Source organism: Paenibacillus sp. CB74 (assembly GCF_055687625.1).
Genome location: NZ_CM146009.1, coordinates 4480851 through 4507088, shown reverse-complemented (window position 1 = coordinate 4507088; position 26238 = coordinate 4480851). Strand labels below are relative to the sequence as shown.

Sequence of the window (26238 nt, the reverse complement as noted above, 5' to 3'; positions counted from 1 at the left end):
GAGCCAGAGAATAATGGAAACAACGATTTGGGTATTAGGTATAGTCGTCTTCCTTGCACTGGCGTTTGACTTCATCAACGGTTTTCACGACACGGCCAATGCCATTGCTACTTCAGTATCGACACGGGCACTAACGCCACGTCGCGCGATCCTTTTGGCAGCGGTAATGAACTTTGTCGGTGCGATGATGTTTACAGGCGTCGCGAAGACGATTGGGGGGAGTGTAACCGACCCCACCACGCTAGATAACGGGATCGAGGTCGTCATAGTCACCTTGATCGCTGCGATTATCTGGAACCTGGTTACATGGTGGTTTGGTATTCCGTCTTCTTCATCACACGCATTGATTGGAGCCCTTGCTGGTGCCGTGCTCGTTGGCGCAGGTTCCGATAAAGTGAAGTGGAGCGGGTTCATTGATATTGTCGGAGGTTTGCTATTATCACCTCTAATCGCATTTGCCATCGGTTATGTGGTCATGACGATTCTCAAATACATTTTTGCCAAACGCAGTCCGCATAACGTGAATAAAGGTTTCCGTACGGTACAGATTTTCACGGCAGCACTGCAAGCTTTCACACATGGTACGAATGATGCACAGAAAGCGATGGGTATTATTACGTTTGCTTTGGTTGCAGCAGGTGTACAAGATCATCTGGAAGTGCCGCTGTGGGTTAAAATCTCAGCAGCAACCGCGATGGCTCTGGGTACATCCATTGGTGGTTGGAAAATCATCAAAACAATGGGTACCAAAATCTTTAAAATTGAACCAATTAACGGTTTTGCCGCCGATCTGTCAGCTGCTTCCGTTATTTTCACAGCAACGTTGCTTCACCTTCCAGTTAGTACAACGCACGCGATCACATCAGCTATTCTGGGTGTGGGTTCCGCAAAACGTTTCTCTGCTGTGAAATGGGGACTTGCTGGACGAATCATTATTACGTGGTTCATTACAATTCCAATTACTGCTGGACTGGCAGGATTGCTGTACTGGATTATTTTCTAAAAAGAGAAGTGATCCCGTACGAATCCGGGGTTACCAGACAAACTGTTCATAACTGTGTGAATATCGGGATATGTGGACAATTATACAACCAAAATCAAGAGACGCCTGTGCATGAACGTGTGGACAGGCTGGATATGTGGATAGCCATCCGTGGAATGATAAACCAAAAGAAGATATTCCTGTGGATACAGGGAACTGTGGATAGGGAAATGAGAGAAGCCAACAGGGTTGGCTTTTTTTGTTGTCGAGTTTGAAGGTGGCTGTGGATATTTGGGGACACGTGGGAGACGTGTCTATGGTTAACGTTGTACAATGATCTAAAGATACAGGACAAGGACGTGGTCTGATTATGATTCGTACACTCGCCATTACACGAGAACATCAAGTCTCCGTGAACGTACCGCTTACACAGCTGGATCTGAACGATTACGCCTGGGTATGGGCGGATTTTAACCAGCCAACGGAAGAGGAAAGCCGTTTGCTGGATACATATTTTCATTTTCACCCCTTAGCTATTGAGGACTGTCTGCATGTGTTGCAGCGGCCAAAGCTTGATTATTATGAAAATCTGCAGTTTCTTGTACTGCATGCACTGAACCCGTCCACACTGGAAGCTGAGGAGGTTGACTTGTTTCTCGGAGCGAACTTCCTTGTATCCTTTCATCATGGTGTACTGGAGGAAGTGGATGAAGCGTGGGAGCGATTATTGCACCATGCACATGAACGTACGATCTGGGCGCGAGGTCCGGTGGCAGCGGCCTATACGGTGATGGACAAGCTGGTCGATCATTATTTTCCGTCCCTATTTGCCATTGAGGATGAACTGGCTGAACTGGAGAACCGGGGTGGACAAGAGTCCGTTGAAGACCTGATGAATCAGGTGTTTGACTTGCGAAGCCGATTGCTGAAGCTCAGAAGAACGGTTGTACCGATGCGGGATCTGCTCTATCGAGTGGTGAACTCCCAGCATGTGCAGCGAACAGGCGAACATACGGCTTATTTTACCGATATCTATGACCATTTATTGAAGCTGACGGACATGATTGAAGCCGATCGGGAGATGACGGCCGACCTACGCGACAGTTATATTTCCCTGAACTCCAACCGGATGAATCAGATCATGAAGACACTTACGGTGATTACGACTGTATTTATGCCACTCACGCTGATCGCGGGTATTTATGGCATGAACTTTGCCTATATGCCTGAGCTTCAATGGAAGTTTGGGTATGGGGCGGTGCTGCTGTTGATGTTTGTGCTTGGCGGAAGTATGGTGGCCTGGTTTGTGAAGCGCGGATGGTTTAAGTAGAACGTGCTACATTTGGATAGCGGTGAGGGTAGGTAAGAGGAATTGCAGTTAGAATTACATATAAAAAAGGCCACTGGGTCATGATCTCGGGCAGAAATAACTGTAGGGAGATGATGTTTGCCAGGTGGCCTTTCTGATGCTGCTATAGATATGCTAGAAATATTCTATCCACATGTGAATAAGTATTTCTTTGGAGTGAGATGTGTATAACTTACGATTGCTTCCTGTTACTCCATTTCAAGAACAAAAGAAGTTGTTGCTGCCGCTTGACCATTCACTACAATCGTTAGCGTATGTAATCCGGCATAGTATTTTCTCGTTGTAATGATTTTGAACGACTGTTTGGTGGCTACCTTGGTTCTGCCTGTCGGATACATTTTATCAGAGCATTTGAATCGTTTGGGAGCCTGCTTGCCGTTTGCCTTCATATAACCCATCTCATATTCAATTCGCAGCATCTGTGACTCACCACTCTCATTAACAACATCAAATGAAAAATGAAGATCCTCGCCAATGGCAATCGTATCTTGTACAAGCTGAAGCTGCTCAATGTGAATGGAATCCTGCTCGTTATAACCAAAAAGACTTAGTGCTTTGGGATGTCCTTTCTTCAGTAAGGACCTGCTGGCATGCCGGACAATCCAATCTGTGTGGGCATGTTGTCCATACCAGGTGGTGGCCAGATCCAGGACCAGTTCGGGGTGGTCTTTGGAGATGTCATTCAGATGATTGGCAACACTTTTGCGCACATAGAGGGACTCGTCCTGTTTCAATGCGTGCAGAATCGGAAGTACAGGTGTTGGATCAGTGATAAAGTTCTGAAGTTTGGCGCCCCATGGCAAACGTGGCCTACTCCCCTCACTGGCAAGTCTGCGGATATGCTCATTGTGGCTATCTGCCCACGCCATCATATGTTTCATCGTTTGCATGGGATAACGTTCAATAAACGGGCGTACCGCAAACTCGGAGCTGGAATAAGGTGTGAAGAGGGTCAGATACTTCATGGATAATTCGTAATCCTCCGGCTCAAGTCCGTTCACTTCGATAAAATCCGGTACAAACAGATATTCAACACCTCTCATATTCGGAGCGGCTTGTTCGATAATATGTAACGCTTCTTCATAATTATTAGGCAGCACTTCGGTCAACGCCAGTGTGATTCGGCGAATGCGCCCTTTGAATTCCAACTGTTCCCAGCCTTCAGCGAAAACCAATTCATGAAATAGCTGTGTATCCAGCTCTGGGTAGAATTGATGCAACAGTTCGCCTGTCCGATCGATTAGTGCGGGCGTGTATTTGTCTTTGAAAAGTTCCATGGTCCGCCTCCTTTAGTTACTATCCAGTATACCTCAAAGTTGCAGAAATAAGAACATAGGTTCCTGAAATTTTATGTGTGTAGTGATGAACGCGGTTAAGGCACCCACCTTCTGTATGGGGGTGCCTGGATGAGTTTAACGTTTGCGACTTTTGGGACGGCGCTTCGTGGAATTGGATTTGCGGCGGACTGGAGTTGTGTTGCGACGACGTGGAGTGCTCGTTTGTTTATTCGTCCGCTTGCGTTTCCGTCTCCGGGGCGGCGTATATTCTTCATAGTCTGCGTCAGCCGCGCTGTTATTACTTTTACCTTTTCCAAAAGGCAGAATGCCCATAACGAGTTTCATCATCGGAGCCATCTGCTGGATGCCGCCGACGACCTTTTGCATTTTGCCTATTCCACTCATGATTCCATCAATACCGCCGAAACGGTCGATCATTCCTTTTAACTCACCGATGTTAGCTAATGAAAAGCCTGAACTGCCAGAAGCAGGTGTCGGTACCGGAGCTGGGGCAACAACCTGTGCTGCACCTCCGTATAAGTTCCCTCCAGCTACACCTTGCCCATAGGGTACGACTGCAGATGCTTCGACTTCACCGAAGCCCGGGTAATGGGGCTCTACTCCAGGGTACATCGGTTGAATCTGAGTTTCATTTAAAGACCGCTGAACCATACCGGGCGGCACATAGGCAGAAGTATGTGCCTGCCGATGTGCATGAGAAGACGGTCGGTGCCCTTGTGCTGGCTGGCGGTGATAATAATGCTGTGGCATGAACGATCACGTTCCTTCTATTGGATTTCGGAATTGCGTTCCACAAGTTTCATGACAGTGTACATCATATGCGGTAGTGGAACTCCCTTTTGTTATACTGTATGTCATTCGCGGAGAGACGGCGTAGGCGGGTATCCCGGAAAACGGGATATTTGCGGATTTGGGCGCATGGCATGATGGCAGGTTGTCAAAGAGTAAAATGTTATTTAGACACAAAATCGTCACAATTTAACGAGTTGAAATCCTACATAAGTAATCGGATATATACAGGTGAAAACTGGGAAATAGCGGGGTAATTTCATCTGATGTGCGCGAGGGGAGGACAATAGTACCTTTTGTAAGCGGTAACATGTATTTTTATTCTGTAGTGCGTGAAATCGGTAACGCTTGAAATACCAACTCAGTGTGAGTACAATGTAGGTACACAGTAACCGCTAGGGGATGATGATGAAATGCAGCTGAAAAAGCTAAATGATAAAAGCATTGAACAACTATTTGAGGCTATTTTGACGTTAAAAGATATTGAAGAGTGTTATGTTTTCTTTGATGACCTCTGCACAGTAAACGAGATCCAATCCATGTCCCAACGGCTGGAAGTGGCTCGTATGTTGGGTAAAGGCAATACGTATAACCAGATTGAAGCAGAGACAGGTGCGAGCACAGCTACAATCTCACGTGTCAAACGCTGCCTGAATTACGGAAATGATGGTTATAAAATGACGCTGGAACGCCTGGGACGCTAACATGAAGAAGCCGGGCGTACTCATCATCAGTCACGGTTCACAGGAGCAGACCTGGGTGGAATCCGTCGATGACGCGATCTCCCGGTTGAATCTGCCTATTCCATTGCCCATTGAAGCTGGTTTTCTTGAACTAGTGGAAGGACGCTTAATCCAGGACGGTATCGACCGACTGGAAGCACAAGGCGTAACCGATATTCTGGTCGTACCTCTATTTGTTTCATCCGGGAGTACACATGTGGATGAAATTGAATATGCCATTGGTGCAAAGGAAACACCTGATCGCGAAACGGATCTGGAACCGTTCCATGTCAAGGCTCGGGTTCACTTCGGTTATCCAGTAGATAACGATTCGGATATTGCCGTTATGGTGTGGGATAAGGTCAAGTCACTCTCGCAGCAGCCTGAGCAGGAAACGATTCTGCTGGTGGGACATGGGAGTATTCATGATGGTTTTCGCGAGCGTTGGGAAGCCGGAATCTCTTCTCTTGCAGAGCTTGTGCAGGAAGTTAGTGGTGTAGCCCATACGGATTATGCGTTGTTGAATCCGGAGAGTGTGTATGACAAAGTGAAGTACTGGAGCGAAGAGCGGGGGAACCGGGTTATTGTGGCGCCGCTGTTTTTGAGTGCCGGTTACTTCACGAGGAACGTAATCCCCGACCGATTGAAGGAACTGGATTATGAGTATAGTGGTGAGACGCTGTTGCCACATCCATTGCTTGGACAGTGGCTGGAGCGCCAGATCCAGATTTTGTTGGAGAGATGTAATGAGGTTGGGGCTTCTTCTTGAAGTATATCAAAACCACGTCCAAGGACGTGGTTTTTTTGTTTGTTGTAGACCACTCGAACACTCAAACGAGGGCCCAGGTTACCCACTTATGGGAGCGTGCAAATTCAGATGTAGTTCCAGTAGATCTATTAATTGGTCAACGATCTCCTCGGCCGGATAAGGCATGGCATTCATAATCCACCACTCCAGGAGGCCTACAGCAGCGGAAGCAAGAAACTGTATGGTAATCTCTTTTTTCATACCTTCCTGGATGCCACAGGCATCCATCTGATCCTGTACTCCCTGGACCAACAATGTCATCAACTTACTACGGAATGCCGGAATACCTTTTTTGGTTAGAAGTGTAGTATAGGTAGAGGCATACTGTTCCAGATAACGGAAAGTTCTGAGCAGCGCATCCTTGGCCGTAACAGGTGTTGTAGTAGAGCTTTCGATCATGCAGGCATCCAACAACTTTTGCAAATAGGTCTCAATGCATTGATCCAACAGGTCGAACTTGTCAGCGTAATGCAAATAGATGGTTCCTCGGTTTACGTTAGCCCGATCAGCAATATCGTTTATCGTAATTTGCTCGAAATCCTGTTCCTCCAGTAACCCGACAAAAGCTTCGATTATCGCCTTTCGTGTTTTGAGTACTCGTCTGTCCATGGCCCCTCCTATAGATGGTTTTTCAACAATAAGGAAACATTCGTTGATTATTCAACAAAAGCGGATATTTTAACGATTGAAGCATAGTAGGTGCTTTGTTACTCTTATTTTATCAACAAATGTTGATAAAACAACGATTATTCATAAAATATGAAATTGAGGGATAACCAATGAAAATATTAGTGTATGGTGCGGGGGTTCTGGGGAGTCAACTGGCGCACGTCCTGGTGCGCGGTGGCAATGATGTCACAATTCTGGCTAGAGGGAACCGAGCAGAGGAGTTGGAGAAGGATGGAGTCGTCATCCGGCATATGTTTCAATTCAAAACGACAGTTGATCCGGTTCGGGTCACCAGAACGTTGGAGGTGGATGACCAATATGATCTGATTTTTGTTGTGATGAAATATAATGATTTTCCTTCAATATTACCTATTCTGGCAGACAATCAGAGCAGCAATATTGTAATCGTAGGTAACAACGCGGATGCACGAAGCATGCAAAACTTTTTGGAGGCAAACAGCAAGGAGGCAAAACAGATTGCGTTTGGATTCCACGTGAGTGGAGGGAAGCGTGAAAAAGGCCGCATGTTATCGATCGGTGGAGGCAGCGGACAAATGGTGATTGGCAGTCTCGACGGTGATATCAAATTTAAACCTTTGCTGGATCAAGCTTTCCAACATGTGAAATACAAGTTGAATGTTATAAGCGATATTGATGCCTGGTTGAAAAGCCATATTGTGCCCATTCTGATGCTGAATGCAGTGAGCTTTAATGAGAAGTTTGAGTTGATCAAGTTGGACGGGAACAGAAAGCAAATTCATCATATGATTAGGGCGATGGATGAGGGCTTCAGCGTACTTGAGGCAATGGGCATAACGATTATACCGGAGATTCAGGCTAAAATGATTCGTAAGCATCAACGGACGTTGTACCTTCTGTTGAAGATCTACAGTGTGCTTCCAATCCATAAGCTGATTGCGGGTTCTTTTGGAGAGATTGAGGCACTAAATAATGTATTTAACGATTGGAAAAAGACAACAGGCATCCCGACACCCCATTGGGACGTGCTGAAAAGAGATTTTACTCCCCTTAAATAAAGTGTACTCTTGCTCATTAACCCAATACCGACTACAATAAAACCAACTAATAAAATAGGAATAAGGTGATATTCTGATGCGAGTAGTGCCCATGCGCTATGTGAAAGCGAATCAGGTCGGTATTGTGTTGTTTGTTTTACTTTCTTTTGTGTTCAATCCACTTGTAGTTCTGGGCGCGCTGTGGAGCATTCAGGTGGTTGGTCTGGCTTCCGGTGGAAAGCTTAATCTGTTTGTGCAAATTGGGAAAGTTGTGTTGATCGATAAAGGGACAGAAACGCAGGCAGTGGAGCTGCAGCGATTCAACAATATTCTGGCTGTGCTCTTCCTGTCTCTGGCGATCATTTCATTTTCACTCGGCTGGACGGTCGCAGGTTATCTATTTGCTGTGATGCTTCTTGCAGCTGCAAGTGCCGCCCTGGTGGGCTATTGTGTGGGCTGCACCGTATACTTCTGGTACAAACAATTGCGAGCAGGCAGAAAAATTGGATTTTGAGGTGGCTGAAGTGAGACGAAGATACGATGAAGAGAACGCCCGATACTTCGAGTAAAGAGAGCTATACTTCGAGGAGTTTTCTTGCGGCAAGTATCAGCTGAACCTATAGCGATCGTGATACGATCACTTCATCATGAAATCCCCTTCAAGTGAACCGTTCACTTGAAGGGGATTTTTTTACCTAAACCAAGCCTTGTTCAGATTGTTCGTGAAATTGTTATCGTTAAAAGGTACGTTGGCGCTGCCAAAGTCCGTAGTATTAAGCGCATTTCGTGCCGCAGAAGTCAGGTCGTCCCATCCGATTAAAGGTTGTGTTCCCCCAACAACGTTGGTGACGCCTAGTTCATGGTTTAGCGGCCAGGTGCTATTATAGGAAATTAACGGATGGCTACCTTGTGTATTGGTATTGCTCGGTGAGACGTTGGTGAACTGTCCGTGACCGGAATATGCGATGGAGAGGATCTGAGGATTGGCTGCTGCCGGATTATCTACCCACACGACGATACCTTCCCAATCATGACGATGGCCGAGTCCGGGGGAAGGGGAGTCTTTGGGGAAATACCACGAATACATGATAGCCCACACCCCATTGTGCCAAGCGGAACGGGAGTAAATCTGTCCTGTACTGGAGCTACAGTTTCCATTCGATGACCCGGACGTATTCAAACCAGCACTGGTATTGCCCTGTTGATCCACTGCGGGGAAAGGCACACAACCATGATAGACTTTGAGAAAAGGCTGAAAACGCTTGGCTGCTTGTTGTGTCACGGTAACGGGTGAGAGTTCCTGAAATCCGACAACCTGATCATGATTAATCTCCGCTGCTTCAACAACGGTGACCCAAGGAACACATGCCATAAGAAAGGCCAGGAGCATTAACACAATTTTTTTCATTCCTAATTCTCCTTCGCTGATAAGGTGTGATGCTGGGGGAGGGTGCACTAAGACTATAGTGTAAAAAGGTTTATATTATTTATCTTTTTATCTTAAGATTTGTAAATTTGTAGTATATCCATGTCATAATCAGATGAAGGTATCGAAACCGAAGACTAATTCCTGTGCAAGCGGGCAGAATGGTTGAATAATGAGACTATTTTACATAAAAGGCAGTGGGAAAGATTCAGGACTGGTGCAGGATGTTTATTGGGTATTAGATGGATTAGTGGGTACATATATGAAAAAATATACTTATAGATTATAGGCTAGGACATCTTTACATTTGATGATATGATAGGAGTTAAAGGCTTTGGAATGAGACGGAATTCCTGATGCATAGATATAGGTAAGACGAAAGATTAGAGCAGAATGAACGGAAGTTCATTGTTGTGTTAAAATTTTGCCCTTTTGTGGACTGATGCAAGGTAAGATTATGAGGTCGTATAGACTCATGGATAATGTGGAATAGGTGGCGTATGAGATGAAAAAAGCTCGCTTAATATATAATCCGACCTCAGGCCGGGAAGAAATGAAGAAACGTCTGGCTGATATTTTGCAGCGTTTGGATCAAGGTGGTATTGAAGCTTCATGTCATGCAACAACAGGTGAAGGTGATGCAACCCGCGAAGCTGAACTCGCAATTGAACGCGGCTATGACATGATTATTGCTGCTGGTGGCGATGGTACATTGTACGAAGTCATCAACGGTATGGCCGAGCGGGAGAACCGTCCTCCGCTGGGTGTGTTTCCTTTGGGAACAACGAATGATTTTGCGCGTGCACTCGGCATTCCGAGACAGTGGGAAGATTACGTGGATCTGGTCATTAACCAGCAGCTTCGTCCGCTCGATCTGGGCAAAGCGAATGATAAATATTTTATCAACATCGCCGGTGGCGGGTCATTAACTGAACTGACCTATGAAGTGCCGAGTCGTCTGAAAACGATGATTGGGCAACTGGCCTATTATATGAAGGGTATTGAGAAAATGGCGAGCCTGTCTCCTCAGGAGCTGATTATTCGCGCCGACGGTCAGGAAGAGATTCATGATGAATTCATGTTATTCCTCATCGCCAATACCAATTCGGTCGGGGGCTTCGAAAAGTTGGCTCCAGGTGCAACCATTGACGATGGTCTGTTCGATGTGATCGGTGTCCGTAAATGTAATCTGGCTGACATGATCCGACTCGTAACGCTCGCGCTGCGTGGGGAGCATCTGAACGACAAGAAAGTGGTTCATTTCCAGACGAGTCATATGGAAGTTACCTCGCCAGGCTATGTGCAACTGAACCTTGATGGAGAGTTGGGCGGCACGCTGCCAGCCACATTTACGAACCTCAAGCATCATCTGCAATTGTATCGTTAAAAATGTGGGTGCTGGGGGCACTAGGGGTCGCTTGCGAAAAGCAATGTTGATCGCCTCAGAAAAGCTATGAAGCTGCAGCGGTGGTTGCACAGTATCGCATAACTGTTGAGGAGAGTTGGATTCAGCTCTGCGATAAGGCGGATGGTAGTGGATTTTCCAGTTGCTGTGTACGGTGGGATCGCGTATAATCTCATGTGGTCACCGTGCGTCTGAGCTTAACGAACTCAGAAAGCCTTAAAAGTGGCGAAATCGCCGAAGCTGCGAATCGAACGAATCTCAACGTCGTTATTTTGGAGAAAATGATCTAATAAGGTCGTAAAACACCATCTGAGGTTGATATAACGTTTCTGAAGTTCATTAGAATTCGGAACGTTATTTTTGATGTGAATAAGGTATGCCAGATTCGTTAGAATCAGGAACAAAATGAAAAATGAGATTTTTCCCTCGCCTGCACAGGCAGGGTACTATATAAGAAGAAAGAAGTGAATGTACGTTGTCTAATACGAACCGCAGCGGTCGTGGAAAAAACCGCCGGAATTCGGCTGCCTCTCAGGGGCAAGGGAACGCTTCGGCGTCCCGTCAGCCAAGTCAATCATCTCGTCAATCATCACGTCAGCAAGGAAAAGAGGTGCGGCCACGAGGCGCATCTCTTTCTGCCATTCGTCCAAAGGGGAGAGCGCGTGAATCTGCACCAATCGAAGGGCTGCCCGTTAGCAAAAATGAAGAGACCGTCATCGACATCATTGGTATGAACCATGACGGTGAGGGCGTAGGTCGTGCGAATGGATATACGCTCTTCGTGCAGGGTGCGCTTCCAGGTGAAACTGTGCGTGTGCGCGTGATGAAAACCAAGAAGCAGTATGGCTACGCCAAGTTACTGGAGATCGTGAACGCCAGCCCGGATCGTGTGTCCGCGCCTTGCCCGATCTATGATCAGTGCGGAGGCTGCCAGATCCAGCATATGAGCTATGCCGGACAGCTTGCGTGGAAACGCCAGTTGGTCGTAGATAATTTGCAGCGGATTGGCAAGTTGAACGTGATGGTGGAGGATGCGGAGACGTTGGGATCCAACGTGCAGGATGACGCTTCAGTTGGTGATGCGAATCAGACAACTGGACCAGCTACTTCTGAAGTGCAAATGATCGGCAGCAATCGTATTCGACTTCGCCTTGAAGGTGTCATGAACGGAGAAGATACGGAGCAGGGCATTCGTGTACTGCCTACGATGGGTATGGACGAGCCGTGGCGCTATCGGAATAAAGCACAGGTGCCCATTGGTGTGACCGAGGGTGGCCTGGTAGGAGGATTTTATGCCAAAGGAAGCCATCGGATCATCGATATGGAGAGCTGTCTTATTCAGCATGAGCACAATGACGAAGTGGTTGCGAAGGTGAAAGAGATCGGCAGTCATTTTGGAATCAGTGCATATAACGAAGAGACAGGTCGCGGCCTGCTGCGCCATGTGGTTGTGAAGAAGGCGTTCCGTACAGGCGAGATGATGCTTGTACTGGTTACCAATGGTCGAGATATTCCGTACAAAGACGAATGGATTGGCAGTATCCGTGAAGCGATTCCGCATGTCGCGAGCATCTGCCAGAACGTGAACAAAAAACAGACCAACGTTATCTTTGGCGATGAGACCCGCGTTCTCTGGGGACGTGATGTAATCTATGACTTTATTGGCGATGTGCAGTTTGCGATCTCGGCGCGTTCGTTCTATCAGGTGAACCCGGTGCAGACGGAAGTACTGTATGGGAAGACGGTAGAATATGCCGGACTGAGCGGCAAAGAGACGGTAATTGATGCCTATTGCGGCATTGGAACGATTTCTCTTTTCCTCGCACAACATGCGGATCAAGTGTACGGGGTAGAGATTGTACCTGAAGCGATTGAGGATGCTCGCAGCAATGCGCTTTTGAACGAGATGCGTAACGTGAAGTTTGAAGTTGGCGCCTCCGAGGACGTTATTCCACGCTGGAAAGAACAAGGCATCGAAGCTGATGTCATCGTTGTCGATCCGCCGCGTAAGGGCTGCGATCCACGTTTGCTGGATACAATCCTTGAGATGAAGCCGGAGCGTGTGGTGTACGTCAGTTGTAATCCGAGCACGCTGGCACGTGATCTACGTGTGCTGGAGGATGGCGGGTATCGCACGGTTGAGGTAACGCCAGTGGATATGTTCCCACACACGGTGCATGTGGAGTCGGTGGCGATGCTCAAATGGAAGGGGCAGGATTAATTCCTACGCCTCTCGTTGTTCCAACTTCCTTATTGATTGAGGATTGGAAATATGTAATGTATGGCTTTGATTGAACCGTCTTGCTTTATATAGGCACGGAGTTGTTCTTCCGTGTCTTTTTTTGTACCTGTAATACTAGGAACAGCCAGATGACAATGGAATTTCAGAGGGAATCAACAGGCTTTTCGAAACTGTTGACAATTGGCATATATGTAATTATATTTAATATATCAGGCGCTTGGTGCTGTAAATCTACTAGTGTAAACGCTCCCAAGCAAAACTTTAGACAATATAGTTCAATTCCGCCGAGGAAGAAAATGGAGATTTGATGGTGTACTTAGTCCCGGTTTTGTACACGCACTGTCCATTTACGAGTGACATTCATCGTATTCATCGTAGTTTTGTAGAGCATTTTCAGCAACGTTTCATTGCTTGGGAAAATGCTTTTTTCTTTAGGCTTTGCGATGTTGACGAAGGAACCCTCAACTATTTCCGTCGTTGTACTCTTCGCATCAAGCTTTTTATGTCCTGCATCGTGTCATACTCCGCCTCCAGCATGAATTGCAGAATCTCTGCATACAACTATGCAAACAACTCTTTCAGTGCAAATTCACCTTGTCCATCATTATGGACTCATTCTTCTGCACAATTACTTTCACTTGCTCATCACGTATACTATCCTCTTTAATCAGCCTTTCTAAAGATTATCTAACGGGGGAATATGATGTCTAAATCAATAGAATCGATCTTGAGAGATGAAATTTTTGCTGAGCTGGACATCGAGTATTCGGATGACCACGATACCCGTTTGTTGGAACAAGGGATCGATTCAGTAGGCTTCATCAAGCTTATTGTTTTAGTGGAATCGAAGTTTAACATCTCGATCCCTGATGAAGATCTGTTATTTGAGAAGTTCTCCACGGCTGGATTAATCCTTAATTATTTGACTGAGAAAACGCTATGATGACTATCATTCAGCGTCTATTTCTGGAGGCCTCTGATCGCCAAGATCATATTATCCTTGAAGATCTAAAGCAGCAATGGACTTACGCAGAGGTGATGACAGAAGCTTATTTGATTGCTTTATACATCCACAAGAATTTTGAGCTTGAGTCCGGAAGTCATCTTGCATTATACACAAATAATGAGCCCTTGTTCATTTTTGCGGCGCTTGGCATTCAATTCTGCGGTTTTGTGTTAGTACCGGTTCCTTATTCGGCATCCAATACTGAAATTGAAAATATTTTAAATGCCAGTGACGCCAAATTGGTTATCAGCAAATCTGCACAGCCTGCGCATTTAAATTGCGACATTCCTTGGGTTACCGCTCAGGATTTATCGCAAGAACCAATGCCTGCGTTCGAATCGATCTCGTTAACCAATCAGTCCAATCCCAATCAATGTGCGATTCTCCTTCCTACATCAGGCACAACCGGAAAATCTAAAATCGTTATGTTATCCCATTGGAATGTATTAACGAATGCGTTGGCACATGGCGGAAAGGTGGGGTATACGGATCAAGATTCGTTTCTTGTAACGATGCCCGTTCATTTCAGTTCTACGATTGTCACGCAATTGATTTCTTGCATGTTATATGGAACCCGAATTAAACTTATCAGCTTGCCTTTGCTGCCGCGCACAGCGTTTAAACTGTTTCAGAATAAGGCGGTCACGGCATTCTCAGCGGTGCCTACGCAATTGATGCACTTTGTTTCCGATTTCCATCAGACAAAGAACTGGAGTGCCTTTGATTCAATTGAATTTATTGTAATTAGCGGTGCGGCGATTCCCGCGAAATTAGTAGACCATCTTCAGACTGTATTTCCTCACTCGGACATTATTCAAACCTATGGATTGACCGAAGCTTCTCCGCGGGTGAGCATGATGGAACGGGGAGAGCGCAGCTTATCCTGTGGATCACCCATCAATGACGTTTCTATTCGTCTTGTCGACGAAGAAGAGAATGAGGTTGAAGGAGCAGCTATCGGAGAAATTTGGGTCAAGGGCCCGAATGTGATGCTCGGTTATTACAAAAACCCGGAGCTAACGAGCGCTACCATTGTTGAGGGCTGGTTGAAGACAGGAGATTTGGGATATTGGAATGAATCAGGATGTCTTATACTCACAGGCCGAAAGAAGAATATCATTATATCCGGCGGTATCAATATCTATCCGGAAGAAATCGAGGAATTTTTGTACGGCTTGAAAGAAGTGGAGGAGGTCATGGTTGTTGGTGTACACGATAATTTGTTAGGTGAAGTGCCCATCGCATTTCTGAAAGTCTTTAATGATTGCCTGGTTGATATAGATGCACTGACACGACATTGCAAATTGCATTTGTCATCGTATAAAGTGCCTAGACAATGGAGGATTGTAGATAACATTCCAAAAACAAAGACAGGAAAACTGGACAGGGCAAGTACGAAGCGCTTATTGCTAAATGAGATATACTGATTCGGAATCCTTAAGCCATTTAACCAAATAACCAGGGGTGAACGAAGGTTGAAGAATTCAACTCAAACATTGGGCAGAAAAATATTGCCGGTCAGTTATCCGATGATTACAACCTATACGCAACATGCTCATCTCTTGTCGATCCTTACCCATTACGAGTGCGCACACCCATGGATATATAGCAATTATATTCAATTATTTATTAACAAAGATTATAAACACCATTGGGGAGATTTTTATTTCCCTCTGACTTATGAGCTGCGACCTTCGGATGCGTGCAAATGGATTACTACTCAAAAGCTACATAGAGATACTGTAACAACGAAATGGGACTCTGTTATTCATTTTATTGTAGAAAATATTAATGCCAATAACTATGTCCATACCATGATCAATTATTTCTACGTGCCCTTAAGCGATCGCTACAATAAACTTCAATTGCATCATGACATATTTGTTTACGGCTATGATTTGGATAGAGAGATATTGTATGTTTCCGATTTTTTTAAGAACGGGGTGTATAGTCAGGCTGAGATATCATTTACTGATTTCAATCTTGCGTTCGACAAGAATCATCTAACAACGAATCATGATTATCTGAGAGAAATGGTTTACCTGTATACATTCAATGATCATTATCAGGATAAATTCAGTGCAGATACCCTAGTGAATTCGATAAGAAATTATTTCACTAAGAAAACGCCGGAGTATTGGGAGATGTTTAACTACGGGGGCGACAGGCATAATCTTGACTTCGGCATGCAAATATATACAACTCTATTTAATTATGCGAAAGAGACATCGGAACATAAGGCTATGCTTGATATAAGACCCTTTCATTTACTTTATGATCATAAGAAGATAATGACGCTAAGATTCAAGTACTTGTACGATAATCAGCATTTAATTGAATTAAATCAAGAGCATATAGATGAATTCACAGCTATTGAAATTAAAGCAAAGATCCTTGTGAATCTAACGATTAAATATAATTTGACAAAGGATACGAGTATTTCCGAAAGTTTACAAACGCTGATTACGAATATAGAAAATGAAGAATCCATATTCCTTGAACGATGGCTGAAGAAAGTAGACATTCAGTAATGTTGAGGGAGCAGATGATCTCAGTTGTGGATATCTTTTCTTGCACCTGAATAGAAGCGTTAGCTCGAAGCCCGTGGTAATCCGGGCATATTTATGGAGGGAGTGATGCCGGGATTATAATCGTTGCGATACAGCGTATGGAGTAAGCCTAACGTTGCTCTTTTGTCTTAACGATTCCGTTTGCTGACAGCCTATCGCCTTCTTCTCTTTCAACGATCCGCATTGCTTCAAGCGCTTTTTTCCGGCACAACCACAGCGAATCAGCTCACCTCATGAATCTCTCCTTTTATTTGACCCGACATCTTGTGATTCATGCATAGCATTATACCTGTACGATTGAATTAATAGTGGTTTCACAAACCTTAAGCAAGGGTGGGGATCATAATATTCATTGTATTAACAGGAGTTGCAGGTTTCATCGGTTCCAACCTTGCCGAGAGGCTGCTGCGGGAAGGCCATTCCGTTATCGGTGTCGATAATTTTCTGACCGGGTCTACTGTCAACATAGACAATCTCTTACGGTCGCCAAATTTCAAGTTTATCGAGCATGACGTCATTTATCCGCTCGCAATTGAAGGCCCTGTCGATTGGGTGATGCATTTTGCAAGCCCTGCCAGTCCGCCTAAATATTTGTCCTATCCGATCGAAACGATGAGGGTCAACAGCGAAGGGACGATGCATCTGCTGTATCTGGCCAAAGAAAAGCAGGCTGCCTTCTTCTTGGCTTCAACAAGCGAGATCTACGGTAACCCAACTGTTCACCCTCAGCCGGAGAGCTACTATGGCAACGTGAATTCGATTGGAGCAAGAAGCTGCTACAACGAAGCGAAGCGCTATGCAGAGGCGATCACCTACTGGATGAACAGGAAATACGGTATACCGGTAAGGGTCATTCGGATCTTCAATACATTCGGCCCGAAGATGGATCTACATGACGGACGCGTCATTACCAATTTCATTAATGAAATCATGTCCAAGCAAAACCTTACGATTTATGGCGACGGCAGACAGACGAGAAGCTTTCAGTATATCGACGATTTGCTGGAAGGGATTGTGAGACTGATGAGCACCACGTATGAACAGCCAGTCAATTTGGGGAATCCGGAGGAAGTCACCATACTTGAAGTCGCCCAAATATTGAAGGAGTTAATGAAGTCCAACGCGCAGTTAGAGTTTCTCCCGCTGCCGGAAGACGATCCAAGGAGAAGGAAGCCGGATATTACCATTTCAAGGACGATTATGAACTGGGAACCGGCGATCAGTTTACATGATGCACTCGCTAAAACGATCCATTATTACCAGGGTCAATATATCCATTAAACGGGAGGTACCTATGCAAGAACAGATCATAGCGATGATAAGCGAAATCAAGGAAGACGCTGAGCTGGCAAACCGTTTGAACGAGCATTCCAACATCATGGAAGACGGGGGATTGGACTCCCTACAGCTAATTACTTTTGTATTAAATGTGGAAGAGCGTTTCGGTATTGAAATCGATTTTGAACAATTCGATTTCGATCTTATGGAGTCGGTAACGACCTTCTGCAATTATATCTCGGAGCTACAGAAGACAGCGCCTGTATGAACGATAGACGCAAGTTCGAGCTCATTATCGGGACATTTGATGCGGAACGCTTCTGGCGCGACCCTAATTTAGCCAAACTACCGTCGTTTCATGATCCTGAAATGGAGAATATCGTGATGGCCATGGATGAGCTGCTCTTCCCATTTTGCGAGTCGCAGGATAGGCTCATTACTCGCTATCGAATGAACGTTTGCCATAAAGCGTATTTGCATGAGATCGGATTTGAATTTCTTTCCAATTCAACCGATCTCGAGAGTCCTGATGTAGGAAGCGCAGGCAGAACCGCCAATATATTCGACCTGCTCACATCAGTCGATCGAATGGCTGACATGGATCATTTGCTGAATGGTGCCCAGTTGTCGCCCTTTGCCGTCATTCCGGGGGCGGATCGTACTGCAGCGCGTTACGGGCTGGAACAGGATTTTCCAACTATCGAAACGGTTCAGACTGTCAATTCGAAGCTGTATTCAACCGAATTGAACCGTCGCCTTGATCTTCAGTGTGACAGCCAGACGGTCTATTCTCCCGAAGAGCTGCTGACAAGCAGCTTGAATTTGCTGAATCAAGGACCCTTCCTGATCAAAGATGAGTTTGGGGTATCCGGGAAAGGTAATTTGCTGATTGAGTCGGAAGCGATTTTGCAGCGAGTCACATCCTATGTCGCCGATCAGTGTAGCAAGGGAAAAACGGTTCGGTTTATTGTTGAGCCGTTCCTCCGCAAGGAATTGGATTTTTCTTGCCAATTCCACATCGATCCGGACGGCAGTTACCGACATATCTCAGTGCAGCAGTTGGTCAATCACAATTTCGCTTACCAAGGCTCCTATACAGCAGACGATAGGTTGCTTCATATGCTGCAGGAAGCGAAGTATTTTGATGTAATGAAACGGGCGGCTCGCGAGCTTTATCGGTCGGGTTATCACGGCGACGTATGCGTCGATTCCATGCTGTTGACAGACGGCCGCATCGTTCCGATTGTTGAGGTGAATGCCAGAAGATCGATGAGTCTGATCAAGCATTACGTTGACCGCTACCTGAAGAAGCACGACACGGCAGGGAGCATGACGCATGTGAATTTACAGTTTGCCTGCGATGTATCATTCGATCAATTGCTTGAATCGCTGGACCGCGAGGGTGTTCTATATAAGCCAGATCGAGGATTCGGTATTTTACCGTTAAGCGCGAATACGCTCCTTATTAACAAAGTCGTCAATGAGTGCAAGGGGATCCGGAATAAGCAGGTGAAAGGCAGATTATATTATTCGTTGATTGAAGGGGAATGGGATAACGAACGATTGATCGCTAAGGTTAAGGAGGTGCTGTCGTCGTTATCCTTCAAGATCGCCCGCTGATGCAGTCCGAAGCGCTTGAAGCCATGAATGGAGGAAGAAATTTTATGGGTAAGCGGAAAGTGACGATTCTATGCTCGGGTTTCGGTCTGGGTTTCTATATTCCCGGTCTGTTAGCTGCAAGTGATTTCGAGAAAAGGGAGATCGCGACGGAAGTGCTCGTGTTCGAAAGCTATTTGGAGCAAGACAAGATGGATCATATTGTAGACAGCAGAAAGGCTTATCACAATAATTTCGCACTTGCCAATCTATCGGCCCGAATGCCGATGGATATCCGGGGCAGCATTGATTATGCCCAGGTCGAGCTGTTGCTGGAGGCGTGGAAAGCGGAAGACCGATACGAATTCATATCGTTATCCGGACACTGGATCTATATTCTGGATTTGTATAGGGAGAAGATGCTGCCGAATCGAATTCATGTAGACCTGCTCTACGTCGATTCAGATCTGGCCCCGTCCTGGAAGAGCTTGAAGAAGTTTCATCCTCACTACGACGAGTATTATTACAATGCTTGTCTCTATGACACCGACAAGATGGAGATTCGATGCGAAATCCCGGTTCTTCATCGTACGCCAATGCCCTTCGACTCAAGGAAGCGGCGGCTTGTTGTTCATGGCGGCGGCTGGGGGATGGGCACTTATCAAAGTACAATTCCAGAGCTTGCCGGCCATAACTACGGGCTTGATATCGTAGCTTACGATTGGAAGGAAGCGAAGCCCGATCCCGATCACCGATATTGGATGAATGATCCGGAATGGTGTGCATGGGTGAAGAGTGCGAACGGCCTGCACGAGTTTCCGCCATACATCGAAATAACGGGAGAAGGCACGAAGTCATACGCCGCTGAGGTTGATCATCATTGGTTATTCGATATCGCTTCGGAGGCGATGGCTATCGTGGCCAAGCCGGGAGCGGGCACATTAATCGACTCGCTTGCATCCGGTACCCCTCTTATTTTGCTGGAGCCGTTCGGAAGTCACGAGCTTAGCAATTTGGAATTGTGGGAGTCTCTGGGGTTCGGAATCCGCTACGAGAAGTGGAAGGAGATGGATTTTTCCGTAGAGGTCCTTAAGGAGATGCATCAAGCGCTCATGAACAGACCCGGAGAACGAACGAATTATGTGGATCATTATTGTGCGAGAGTCGCGTTAACGAAGGGGTAACATTTCAATGGCAAAAGGGGTTATGCGATGAGCGTAAACAAATTGAGTGTCGTCCAAGATAAGACAATGACAAGCTATCCGAGATGGATCGTCATGCAGCTGTTGGAGGAGTGTAATTTACGATGCAAGATGTGCTATGAGTGGGGACTCGAAGGGCCGTACAAAAGCAAAAAAACGTTAGCGCATCTGGATCCGGATCTCATTAAAAAGATCATCGTCGAGTGCAGCCCGGGCAAGCCATATTACGATTTCTTCGGTGGCGAGCCACTGATGTACCCTTGGCTGGGCGACATTCTCGCCATGATCAATCACTATGGAAGTAAAGCAGATTTCCCCACGAACGGCACATTGCTTGAGCAGCATGCCGAGATGCTTGTCGAGACTGCTCCAAATAAGATCTGGATGTCTCTCGACGGCCCTGAGGAAATCAACGATAAGCAGAGAGGCAAAGGCGTATTCAAGAAAGTAATCAAGGGGATCGAGAAGCTTTATGAGCTTCGGGAAAGCAAGGGCAAGCAATTTCCGAAAATGGGTGTATCCTTTATCATTACGCCCTTGAACTATATGTACGTTGAGGAATTTTTCTTTAAGCATATCGACTTGTCGATGTTGGACCATATCAGCATGGAAGTGCAGCTCTACGCAACGGAAGAGCAGTATGCCCAATATGTGGAGGTTCTTAGTGACAAATTCGACGTGCATGAAGCTCCTTATGCCAAGGGGATGGTGTGGCGGGACACCAGTTCGTTCAGCCAGATCGATATTCCGGAATTGACGAGACAGCTCAATAATGTTAAAGCGTATTGCTTGAAAAACAGCATTCATGTGATCACCTATCCGAAAACGATAGATGAGCAAAATTTGAGCAACTATTTCTCGGGGCAATTCCATCAGATGGCTGATAAACGAAATCGCTGCTCCCTTCCATGGGTTTATGCAGAGATTACAGCAAGGGGCGACGTTTCGCCCTGCCATGCCTTCTATGATTTGACCTTTGGCAACGTGAACGAAGAGAGCTTGATGGATATCTGGAGTAGTGACAAGTACAAAGATTATCGCGCGTATATGAAAAAAAATATGCTTCCGATCTGCACGGCTTGTTCAAGGTATTATATCTATTGATTCATGTGAATGACCTAATAGGTTTAAGAGGGGTGGTGTTGATATGAATCCGAAATCAGAGATTAAACGTTCCCCAAAGGATTTGCAAATATTGAAACGTACGATCAAGAATACGGTGGAAACCAAGCGGAACATGGAGAAAATAGCGGGTTACGCGACACCGTTGCCAGAGTCGGTCGGGATTAAACTGACGAACCAATGCAACTTGCGCTGCAAGCATTGCTATCAATGGAACGACACTGGCTACCATCACTTTATGACACCGGAGCAGCAGCGGGAGCAGCTCGACTACGGGCTGCTGGAGAAGCTGATCCTTGAGACGGAACCAGCCAAGTCGAGACTCTATATCTGGGGCGGCGAGCCGCTCGTATACAGCCATTTCGACCGTTTGGCCGATTTGCTTGAAGCCCATCCTCGCGAGACGACGATCTGTACGAACGCGATGCTGATCGAGCGAAAGCTGGACACCTTGCTGAGAATCTCCGACAACCTGGAGCTGCTCATTGCACTTGATGGATTCGAAGAAGAGAATGATGCGCTTCGCGGCAAAGGGGTATTCAACAAGGCGATCGATGCTATTCGGATGCTAGTCGAGCTGCGTAAGGAAAACCAATTCAGGGGCAAAATTACGATCCATACTGTCGTTAACGATGCTATGACCGACAAGCTGTATGATTTGTTGGACTTTCTGGAGGGCGTCGGTGTAGATATGGTCATGGTCTGCTTCCCGTGGTACATCTCGGACGAATGCACGCAGGGAATGGACGATTACTTTGACCAGAAGTTCGACTTTCTTCCGGCGAGCGAGCACAAGGGCGAACGAAGCTGGCACGCCTTTAACTACAAGCTCGATCCGGAGCGTATCCCTGCTTTGATGAGCGAGTTGGACCGGGTGAATAATCGGGTCTGGAAAATGCGTTTACGCTACCAGCCGAATCTGGATTATGACCAGATCGAAGATTTCGTGCTCGGCAAAGAGGTGAGGAGTAAAGGCACGATGAACAAGAAGTGCCTGGCTCTCTCGAACCGGATGGACATTACGCCCGATGGAACGATTGTTGCGTGCAAATTTTTCAAGGAGTTCGAGATCGGCAATTTAAATGAAGCGTCCGTACAGGAATTATGGCACGGCATGACCTACAGAAGGATAAGGGAAATGATGGATGAACGACTGACACCGGCATGTTCCAAGTGCAGTGTCTTGCATTTGCACGGTGTTTAACTATTCTACATGAGCATAAATGAGGTGAATCAGTGAGCATTATCCAAGTGGAACGCTTATCCAAAAGCTTCAATTACTACGAAAAAGAATTGGGGTTCAAAAAATCGCTGAAAAATTTAGTGAAGCGGAAATCACTGATCAAAGAAGCGGTTAGCGAAATATCACTTGTCATCGAGCAAGGCGAGATGGTCGGGTTCTTAGGCCCGAACGGTTCCGGCAAAACGACTACGCTTAAGATGCTGTCCGGCATCTTGTATCCGACAAGCGGGCAAGCGACGGTATTAGGCTATATCCCTTGGGAGCGAAAAAAAGAATTCAAGATGCAGTTCTCGATCGTGATGGGGCAGAAATCGCAGTTGTGGTGGGATTTACCGGCGAACGAATCGTTGTACCTGAACAAATGCATTTATGAGGTCGAGGATAAGCCCTACAACCTTGTCCTGGATGAGCTTACGGAGATGCTTGGTGTTAAAGATCTGCTCAATATTCAGGTGCGCAGGCTTTCGCTGGGGGAACGGATGAAGATGGAGCTAATTGCGTCGCTCATCCACCGGCCTAAGGTGATTTTCCTGGATGAGCCTACAATCGGACTCGATCTGATTTCGCAGAAGCGCATTCGGGAGTTCCTGAAGTATTATAACCAGCAGACGAAAGCAACGGTCATTCTGACAAGCCACTACATGGCGGATATTGAGGATTTATGCAAACGCACGATCATCATCAATCAAGGGAAGATCGTATACGATGGCGATCTTCGGCGTGTGAACGAATTGTTTCATGCAAAAAAGATCATCAAGCTGCAATTTACGGACGAAGTGCCGAGGCAGGCGCTAAGCGACTATGGCGCTATTATGGAACATGATGGCATGAATGCGGTCATGGAGATCGATAAGCATGACCTCCAGCGGCTTTCCAAGATGATGCTGGACCGGTTCCCGATCCTCGATTTCACAGTGGAAGATATACCTGTCGAGCGAGGCATCGAAAGCTTGTATCAGAAAGATGGGGTCAAACATGAAAGCCTTGCAGAAGTATAAAAGGACGTACATTCTTGCACTTCAGAATGCGATGGAGTATCGGACCGATTTCTTTATGAGTATTATCAGCGGCGGCTTCATCATTCTCGTCCAATGCTTCCTCTGGACGGCCGTGTTTCGCAGTTCGCCGCAAGAGATTATTAACGGCTATACGTATTCACAGATCATCATTTATTCCGTGTTGTCTGGCGTTGTCTCCAAGCTGGTTTCTGCCGGCTTCGAAGGGGAAATCGCGAATGATATCAAGACGGGTGGACTGAGCAAATTTATCGCTCAGCCCATTCATTATTTCAGCTATCGGATATGCAATTTTTTCGGTGGGAAAACGGTTCAGATCGGGGTCGTCCTTGTCTTATTCGTCATACTGATGATCGTTTTTACTCAGATTTGGGGGTTTCACCTTAGAGGGGTGCAGATCGTTATGTTCCTGGTCAGCATTCTGTTCGGACTGCTCATCAACTTCCTGCTTTTTTATTCGATTAGTGCTCTCGCGTTCATCATTACCGAGGTTTGGGGCGTTTATATCGCGTTCAACCAAGGCGTCTATCTGCTCAGTGGTGCCATCTTTCCGCTTAATATTTTCGGAGATACGTTTGCCAGAATCTCCAGCTACTTACCGTTTCAATATGTCGTATTCTTCCCGGTTAACATCATCAATGGGAGCATGGCGATTCATGAAATCGTGCGCGGGCTTCTCTTACAGGTGGTCTGGGTAATTGCGCTTATGATAATTTCGAAGTTGTCGTGGGATTCCGGGATGAGGAAATATGTAGCCGTTGGAGGTTAGATCTGTGAGTATCAGCTTGACGGAGTTTCGGAAGCATGTACGTATGTTCTTTATTTTCGCAAAGAACAGCTTGGTCGGTTACATGGAATACAAAGCGAATTTCTACTCCGGTTTGATCATGGAGACTGTATTTCTGTTTTCCAAGCTGATCTATATCTTGTTCGTTTTCCAGCTCGGGATCGAAATCAATGGCATTTCTCCTGACCAGATGATGATCTTCACCGGAACCTATACGATTATGATCGCGATCTATACAGGACTGTTTATGGATAACTTTTATAGATTCGCCGGCCATATCCGCAACGGGACGCTGGACTTGTATATGACGAAGCCGCTTTCGCTGCAGTTCATGATTTCATTTCGGCACGTTAACTTCGCGTTTCCGATCCCGAACCTGATCGCCGGGATCACGATGATCGTACTGGCTTGGCGGCGTCTTGACATCGAGCCAAGCTTTATCCACGTGGCCGGATATATCGGCGTGATCTTGAGTAGCACGATCGTGACCTATTCGGTGCTTCTACTTCCGCAAATTCTTGCCTTCTGGACGGTGAAGTCCGGTTCGATCTTCGAAATACTCGACAAATGTTGGGATTTAAACAATATGCCGATGTACATATACCCCAAATGGCTGCGGAGAATAGGGCTGTATGTTGTGCCGATCTTGTTCATCACCAACATGCCGTCGGTTTATTTGATCGATCGATTGGACTTGTTCCTTGGGATATGGATTTTTGTTGCTCCCGTTATATCGCTTATCGTGGTCAGGCTGTTCTGGAAGCTGGCCGTCAAACGCTATGAAAGCGCCAGCAGTTAGAGAAATGCCCAAAAAACAAATTGTTGAGAAGGTGAATCGAATGAGCAGGACGGAGCATGAGAGCCATCCGTTGCAGACAAAGGCTATCGAAAAGAAACGGCTGCACAACGGGATCGAAATCTATCAAAACAACGAAGGCGAGACCGAGTTCCTCTACAATGAGATTTTTCACAAAGAGATGTATTTCAAGCACGGTATTACGCTCCCGGATCATGGCACGGTCATGGACGTTGGGGCTAATATCGGCATGTTCAGCCTATATGTCAGCAGCAAGAGCGACTGCAGGGTATATGCTTTTGAGCCACTGCCGCCGACTTTTAATCTCTTGAAGATGAATACGAGTTCGCTGCCTCGCGTAACGACGGTTAATGTCGGGCTTTCCAATGAGATCAAGGAAGCGGAGTTTGCCTATTTTCCTACGATGTCCACGGACTCTGTCCAGATCAAATACAGGGAGAACCACGATCAAGATCTCCGATACGGGTTAATCAACCATTACGAAGATAATTTCGCTGACCCGCGAATGCTAAACCGCTTTGTCGATCATCTTATGTCGCCGAAGCTTCTGAATGAACAAATCTATCGTTGCAAGCTAACTACGATCTCTGAAATGATCCGCTTTTACGGTCTGAACCAAATTGATCTGCTCAAAATCGACGTGGAAAAAAGTGAGTTCGAGGTGCTGGAAGGCATAGAGCCAGAAGATTGGAGCAAAATCAGGCAAATTGTAATGGAGGTACACGGACTGGACGGAGAGCAGATCAGCAGGCTCGAGAACATCTTCCAAACCAACGGCTTCTATGCCGTGATCGATTATTACGAAGATTTGAATATTCCAAATTACTATAATGTGTACGCGTTGAATCAAATGCATACGTCGGCTGGGCGATAGT

At 46.1% G+C, this 26238-nt stretch carries 25 protein-coding genes; 21 read left to right on the top strand and 4 right to left on the bottom strand.

The window, feature by feature from the left end:
* The first annotated feature begins 13 nt into the window (after nucleotides 1-13).
* Both ACX9NY_RS19870 and corA read left to right on the top strand, forming a co-directional pair.
* Nucleotides 14-1003 (top strand): inorganic phosphate transporter, encoded by a 990-nt coding sequence (locus ACX9NY_RS19870; RefSeq protein ID WP_062836232.1) that lies wholly within the window; start codon nucleotides 14-16, stop codon nucleotides 1001-1003.
* Nucleotides 1004-1352: 349 nt separating this feature from the next.
* A complete protein-coding gene (corA, locus tag ACX9NY_RS19865; protein ID WP_076333421.1) occupies nucleotides 1353-2312 on the top strand; it encodes a magnesium/cobalt transporter CorA in 960 nt (319 codons plus the stop codon).
* A 227-nt stretch (nucleotides 2313-2539) separates the two neighbouring features.
* On the opposite strand, the gene ACX9NY_RS19860 is transcribed toward corA, so the two are convergent.
* Together ACX9NY_RS19860 and ACX9NY_RS19855 are read right to left on the bottom strand one after the other, a co-directional pair.
* Complete coding sequence (locus tag ACX9NY_RS19860; RefSeq protein WP_339239505.1) at nucleotides 2540-3628, bottom strand: DNA alkylation repair protein; 1089 nt, start codon at nucleotides 3626-3628, stop codon at nucleotides 2540-2542.
* Nucleotides 3629-3763: 135 nt separating this feature from the next.
* Nucleotides 3764-4399 carry a tyrosine protein kinase gene (locus ACX9NY_RS19855; RefSeq protein ID WP_339239506.1) on the bottom strand — a complete coding sequence of 212 codons (636 nt, stop codon included), beginning with the start codon at nucleotides 4397-4399 and terminating at the stop codon, nucleotides 3764-3766.
* A 452-nt stretch (nucleotides 4400-4851) separates the two neighbouring features.
* On the opposite strand from ACX9NY_RS19855, the gene ACX9NY_RS19850 reads away from it, so the two are divergent.
* Together ACX9NY_RS19850 and ACX9NY_RS19845 are read left to right on the top strand one after the other, a co-directional pair.
* Complete coding sequence (locus tag ACX9NY_RS19850) at nucleotides 4852-5142, top strand: YerC/YecD family TrpR-related protein (protein WP_017690665.1); 291 nt, start codon at nucleotides 4852-4854, stop codon at nucleotides 5140-5142.
* A 1-nt stretch (nucleotide 5143) separates the two neighbouring features.
* A complete protein-coding gene (locus ACX9NY_RS19845; RefSeq protein ID WP_472474626.1) occupies nucleotides 5144-5929 on the top strand; it encodes a sirohydrochlorin chelatase in 786 nt (261 codons plus the stop codon).
* 78 nt (nucleotides 5930-6007) lie between these two features.
* Here ACX9NY_RS19845 and ACX9NY_RS19840 read toward each other — a convergent pair whose 3' ends face one another.
* The gene (locus ACX9NY_RS19840; RefSeq protein WP_339258804.1) at nucleotides 6008-6577 is read right to left on the bottom strand and encodes a TetR/AcrR family transcriptional regulator; all 570 of its coding nucleotides are present in this window, start codon (nucleotides 6575-6577) and stop codon (nucleotides 6008-6010) included.
* A gap of 170 nt (nucleotides 6578-6747) precedes the next feature.
* On the opposite strand from ACX9NY_RS19840, the gene ACX9NY_RS19835 reads away from it, so the two are divergent.
* The gene (locus ACX9NY_RS19835; protein WP_472474624.1) at nucleotides 6748-7674 is read left to right on the top strand and encodes a ketopantoate reductase family protein; all 927 of its coding nucleotides are present in this window, start codon (nucleotides 6748-6750) and stop codon (nucleotides 7672-7674) included.
* A 76-nt stretch (nucleotides 7675-7750) separates the two neighbouring features.
* The gene (locus ACX9NY_RS19830) at nucleotides 7751-8167 is read left to right on the top strand and encodes a DUF4395 domain-containing protein (RefSeq protein ID WP_472474622.1); all 417 of its coding nucleotides are present in this window, start codon (nucleotides 7751-7753) and stop codon (nucleotides 8165-8167) included.
* 177 nt (nucleotides 8168-8344) lie between these two features.
* Here the strand turns inward: ACX9NY_RS19830 and ACX9NY_RS19825 are convergent, their stop codons facing one another.
* Entirely contained in the window at nucleotides 8345-9061 is a 717-nt protein-coding gene (locus tag ACX9NY_RS19825; protein WP_472474620.1) for an NPP1 family protein, read from the bottom strand.
* A gap of 523 nt (nucleotides 9062-9584) precedes the next feature.
* On the opposite strand from ACX9NY_RS19825, the gene ACX9NY_RS19820 reads away from it, so the two are divergent.
* The 15 genes from ACX9NY_RS19820 (at nucleotide 9585) to ACX9NY_RS19750 (ending at nucleotide 26237) form a co-directional block, all read left to right on the top strand.
* Nucleotides 9585-10466 (top strand): diacylglycerol kinase, encoded by an 882-nt coding sequence (locus ACX9NY_RS19820; protein WP_074093499.1) that lies wholly within the window; start codon nucleotides 9585-9587, stop codon nucleotides 10464-10466.
* Between the two features lie 493 nt (nucleotides 10467-10959).
* Entirely contained in the window at nucleotides 10960-12705 is a 1746-nt protein-coding gene (gene rlmD / locus ACX9NY_RS19815; protein ID WP_472474618.1) for a 23S rRNA (uracil(1939)-C(5))-methyltransferase RlmD, read from the top strand.
* A gap of 721 nt (nucleotides 12706-13426) precedes the next feature.
* The gene (locus tag ACX9NY_RS19810) at nucleotides 13427-13669 is read left to right on the top strand and encodes an acyl carrier protein (RefSeq protein WP_472474616.1); all 243 of its coding nucleotides are present in this window, start codon (nucleotides 13427-13429) and stop codon (nucleotides 13667-13669) included.
* Nucleotides 13666-15159 carry a class I adenylate-forming enzyme family protein gene (locus ACX9NY_RS19805; protein WP_472474614.1) on the top strand — a complete coding sequence of 498 codons (1494 nt, stop codon included), beginning with the start codon at nucleotides 13666-13668 and terminating at the stop codon, nucleotides 15157-15159. Before ACX9NY_RS19810 ends, ACX9NY_RS19805 begins: the two co-directional genes overlap by 4 nt.
* Before the next feature lie 48 nt (nucleotides 15160-15207).
* Entirely contained in the window at nucleotides 15208-16263 is a 1056-nt protein-coding gene (locus ACX9NY_RS19800) for a hypothetical protein (RefSeq protein ID WP_342571826.1), read from the top strand.
* A 372-nt stretch (nucleotides 16264-16635) separates the two neighbouring features.
* Nucleotides 16636-17583, top strand: coding sequence for an NAD-dependent epimerase/dehydratase family protein (locus tag ACX9NY_RS19795; protein WP_339258817.1), 948 nt, complete (start codon nucleotides 16636-16638; stop codon nucleotides 17581-17583).
* A gap of 13 nt (nucleotides 17584-17596) precedes the next feature.
* A complete protein-coding gene (locus ACX9NY_RS19790; protein ID WP_339239517.1) occupies nucleotides 17597-17848 on the top strand; it encodes an acyl carrier protein in 252 nt (83 codons plus the stop codon).
* Nucleotides 17849-17964: 116 nt separating this feature from the next.
* Nucleotides 17965-19200 (top strand): ATP-grasp domain-containing protein, encoded by a 1236-nt coding sequence (locus ACX9NY_RS19785; protein ID WP_472474611.1) that lies wholly within the window; start codon nucleotides 17965-17967, stop codon nucleotides 19198-19200.
* A gap of 44 nt (nucleotides 19201-19244) precedes the next feature.
* A complete protein-coding gene (locus ACX9NY_RS19780) occupies nucleotides 19245-20360 on the top strand; it encodes a UDP-glucuronosyltransferase (protein ID WP_472474609.1) in 1116 nt (371 codons plus the stop codon).
* Nucleotides 20361-20387: 27 nt separating this feature from the next.
* Nucleotides 20388-21482, top strand: a complete 1095-nt coding sequence (locus ACX9NY_RS19775) for a radical SAM/SPASM domain-containing protein (protein ID WP_339239520.1) — start codon at nucleotides 20388-20390, stop codon at nucleotides 21480-21482.
* A gap of 43 nt (nucleotides 21483-21525) precedes the next feature.
* Nucleotides 21526-22704, top strand: coding sequence for a radical SAM/SPASM domain-containing protein (locus ACX9NY_RS19770; RefSeq protein WP_339239521.1), 1179 nt, complete (start codon nucleotides 21526-21528; stop codon nucleotides 22702-22704).
* Between the two features lie 32 nt (nucleotides 22705-22736).
* Complete coding sequence (locus ACX9NY_RS19765; protein WP_339239522.1) at nucleotides 22737-23741, top strand: ABC transporter ATP-binding protein; 1005 nt, start codon at nucleotides 22737-22739, stop codon at nucleotides 23739-23741.
* Nucleotides 23719-24528 (top strand): ABC transporter permease, encoded by an 810-nt coding sequence (locus ACX9NY_RS19760; protein ID WP_253430152.1) that lies wholly within the window; start codon nucleotides 23719-23721, stop codon nucleotides 24526-24528. The genes ACX9NY_RS19765 and ACX9NY_RS19760 overlap by 23 nt, the downstream gene beginning before the upstream one ends.
* Before the next feature lie 4 nt (nucleotides 24529-24532).
* Nucleotides 24533-25345, top strand: coding sequence for an ABC transporter permease (locus ACX9NY_RS19755; RefSeq protein WP_253430156.1), 813 nt, complete (start codon nucleotides 24533-24535; stop codon nucleotides 25343-25345).
* A 4-nt stretch (nucleotides 25346-25349) separates the two neighbouring features.
* Nucleotides 25350-26237: an FkbM family methyltransferase gene (locus tag ACX9NY_RS19750; RefSeq protein ID WP_472474605.1), complete on the top strand. Its 888-nt coding sequence runs from the start codon at nucleotides 25350-25352 to the stop codon at nucleotides 26235-26237.
* Nucleotide 26238 lies beyond the last annotated feature (1 nt).

Coding starts and splice junctions, on each gene's coding strand:
- ACX9NY_RS19835 (WP_472474624.1), top strand. CDS start 6,748: ATGAAAATATTAGTGTATGGTGCGGGGGTTCTGGGGAGTCAACTGGCG.
- ACX9NY_RS19825 (WP_472474620.1), bottom strand. CDS start 9,061: ATGAAAAAAATTGTGTTAATGCTCCTGGCCTTTCTTATGGCATGTGTT.
- ACX9NY_RS19870 (WP_062836232.1), top strand. CDS start 14: ATGGAAACAACGATTTGGGTATTAGGTATAGTCGTCTTCCTTGCACTG.
- ACX9NY_RS19750 (WP_472474605.1), top strand. CDS start 25,350: ATGCCCAAAAAACAAATTGTTGAGAAGGTGAATCGAATGAGCAGGACG.
- ACX9NY_RS19850 (WP_017690665.1), top strand. CDS start 4,852: ATGCAGCTGAAAAAGCTAAATGATAAAAGCATTGAACAACTATTTGAG.
- ACX9NY_RS19785 (WP_472474611.1), top strand. CDS start 17,965: ATGGCCATGGATGAGCTGCTCTTCCCATTTTGCGAGTCGCAGGATAGG.
- ACX9NY_RS19855 (WP_339239506.1), bottom strand. CDS start 4,399: ATGCCACAGCATTATTATCACCGCCAGCCAGCACAAGGGCACCGACCG.
- ACX9NY_RS19775 (WP_339239520.1), top strand. CDS start 20,388: ATGAGCGTAAACAAATTGAGTGTCGTCCAAGATAAGACAATGACAAGC.
- ACX9NY_RS19770 (WP_339239521.1), top strand. CDS start 21,526: ATGAATCCGAAATCAGAGATTAAACGTTCCCCAAAGGATTTGCAAATA.
- ACX9NY_RS19820 (WP_074093499.1), top strand. CDS start 9,585: ATGAAAAAAGCTCGCTTAATATATAATCCGACCTCAGGCCGGGAAGAA.
- ACX9NY_RS19790 (WP_339239517.1), top strand. CDS start 17,597: ATGCAAGAACAGATCATAGCGATGATAAGCGAAATCAAGGAAGACGCT.
- ACX9NY_RS19845 (WP_472474626.1), top strand. CDS start 5,144: ATGAAGAAGCCGGGCGTACTCATCATCAGTCACGGTTCACAGGAGCAG.
- corA (WP_076333421.1), top strand. CDS start 1,353: ATGATTCGTACACTCGCCATTACACGAGAACATCAAGTCTCCGTGAAC.
- ACX9NY_RS19810 (WP_472474616.1), top strand. CDS start 13,427: ATGATGTCTAAATCAATAGAATCGATCTTGAGAGATGAAATTTTTGCT.
- ACX9NY_RS19860 (WP_339239505.1), bottom strand. CDS start 3,628: ATGGAACTTTTCAAAGACAAATACACGCCCGCACTAATCGATCGGACA.
- ACX9NY_RS19830 (WP_472474622.1), top strand. CDS start 7,751: ATGCGAGTAGTGCCCATGCGCTATGTGAAAGCGAATCAGGTCGGTATT.
- ACX9NY_RS19780 (WP_472474609.1), top strand. CDS start 19,245: ATGGGTAAGCGGAAAGTGACGATTCTATGCTCGGGTTTCGGTCTGGGT.
- ACX9NY_RS19760 (WP_253430152.1), top strand. CDS start 23,719: ATGAAAGCCTTGCAGAAGTATAAAAGGACGTACATTCTTGCACTTCAG.
- ACX9NY_RS19805 (WP_472474614.1), top strand. CDS start 13,666: ATGATGACTATCATTCAGCGTCTATTTCTGGAGGCCTCTGATCGCCAA.
- ACX9NY_RS19840 (WP_339258804.1), bottom strand. CDS start 6,577: ATGGACAGACGAGTACTCAAAACACGAAAGGCGATAATCGAAGCTTTT.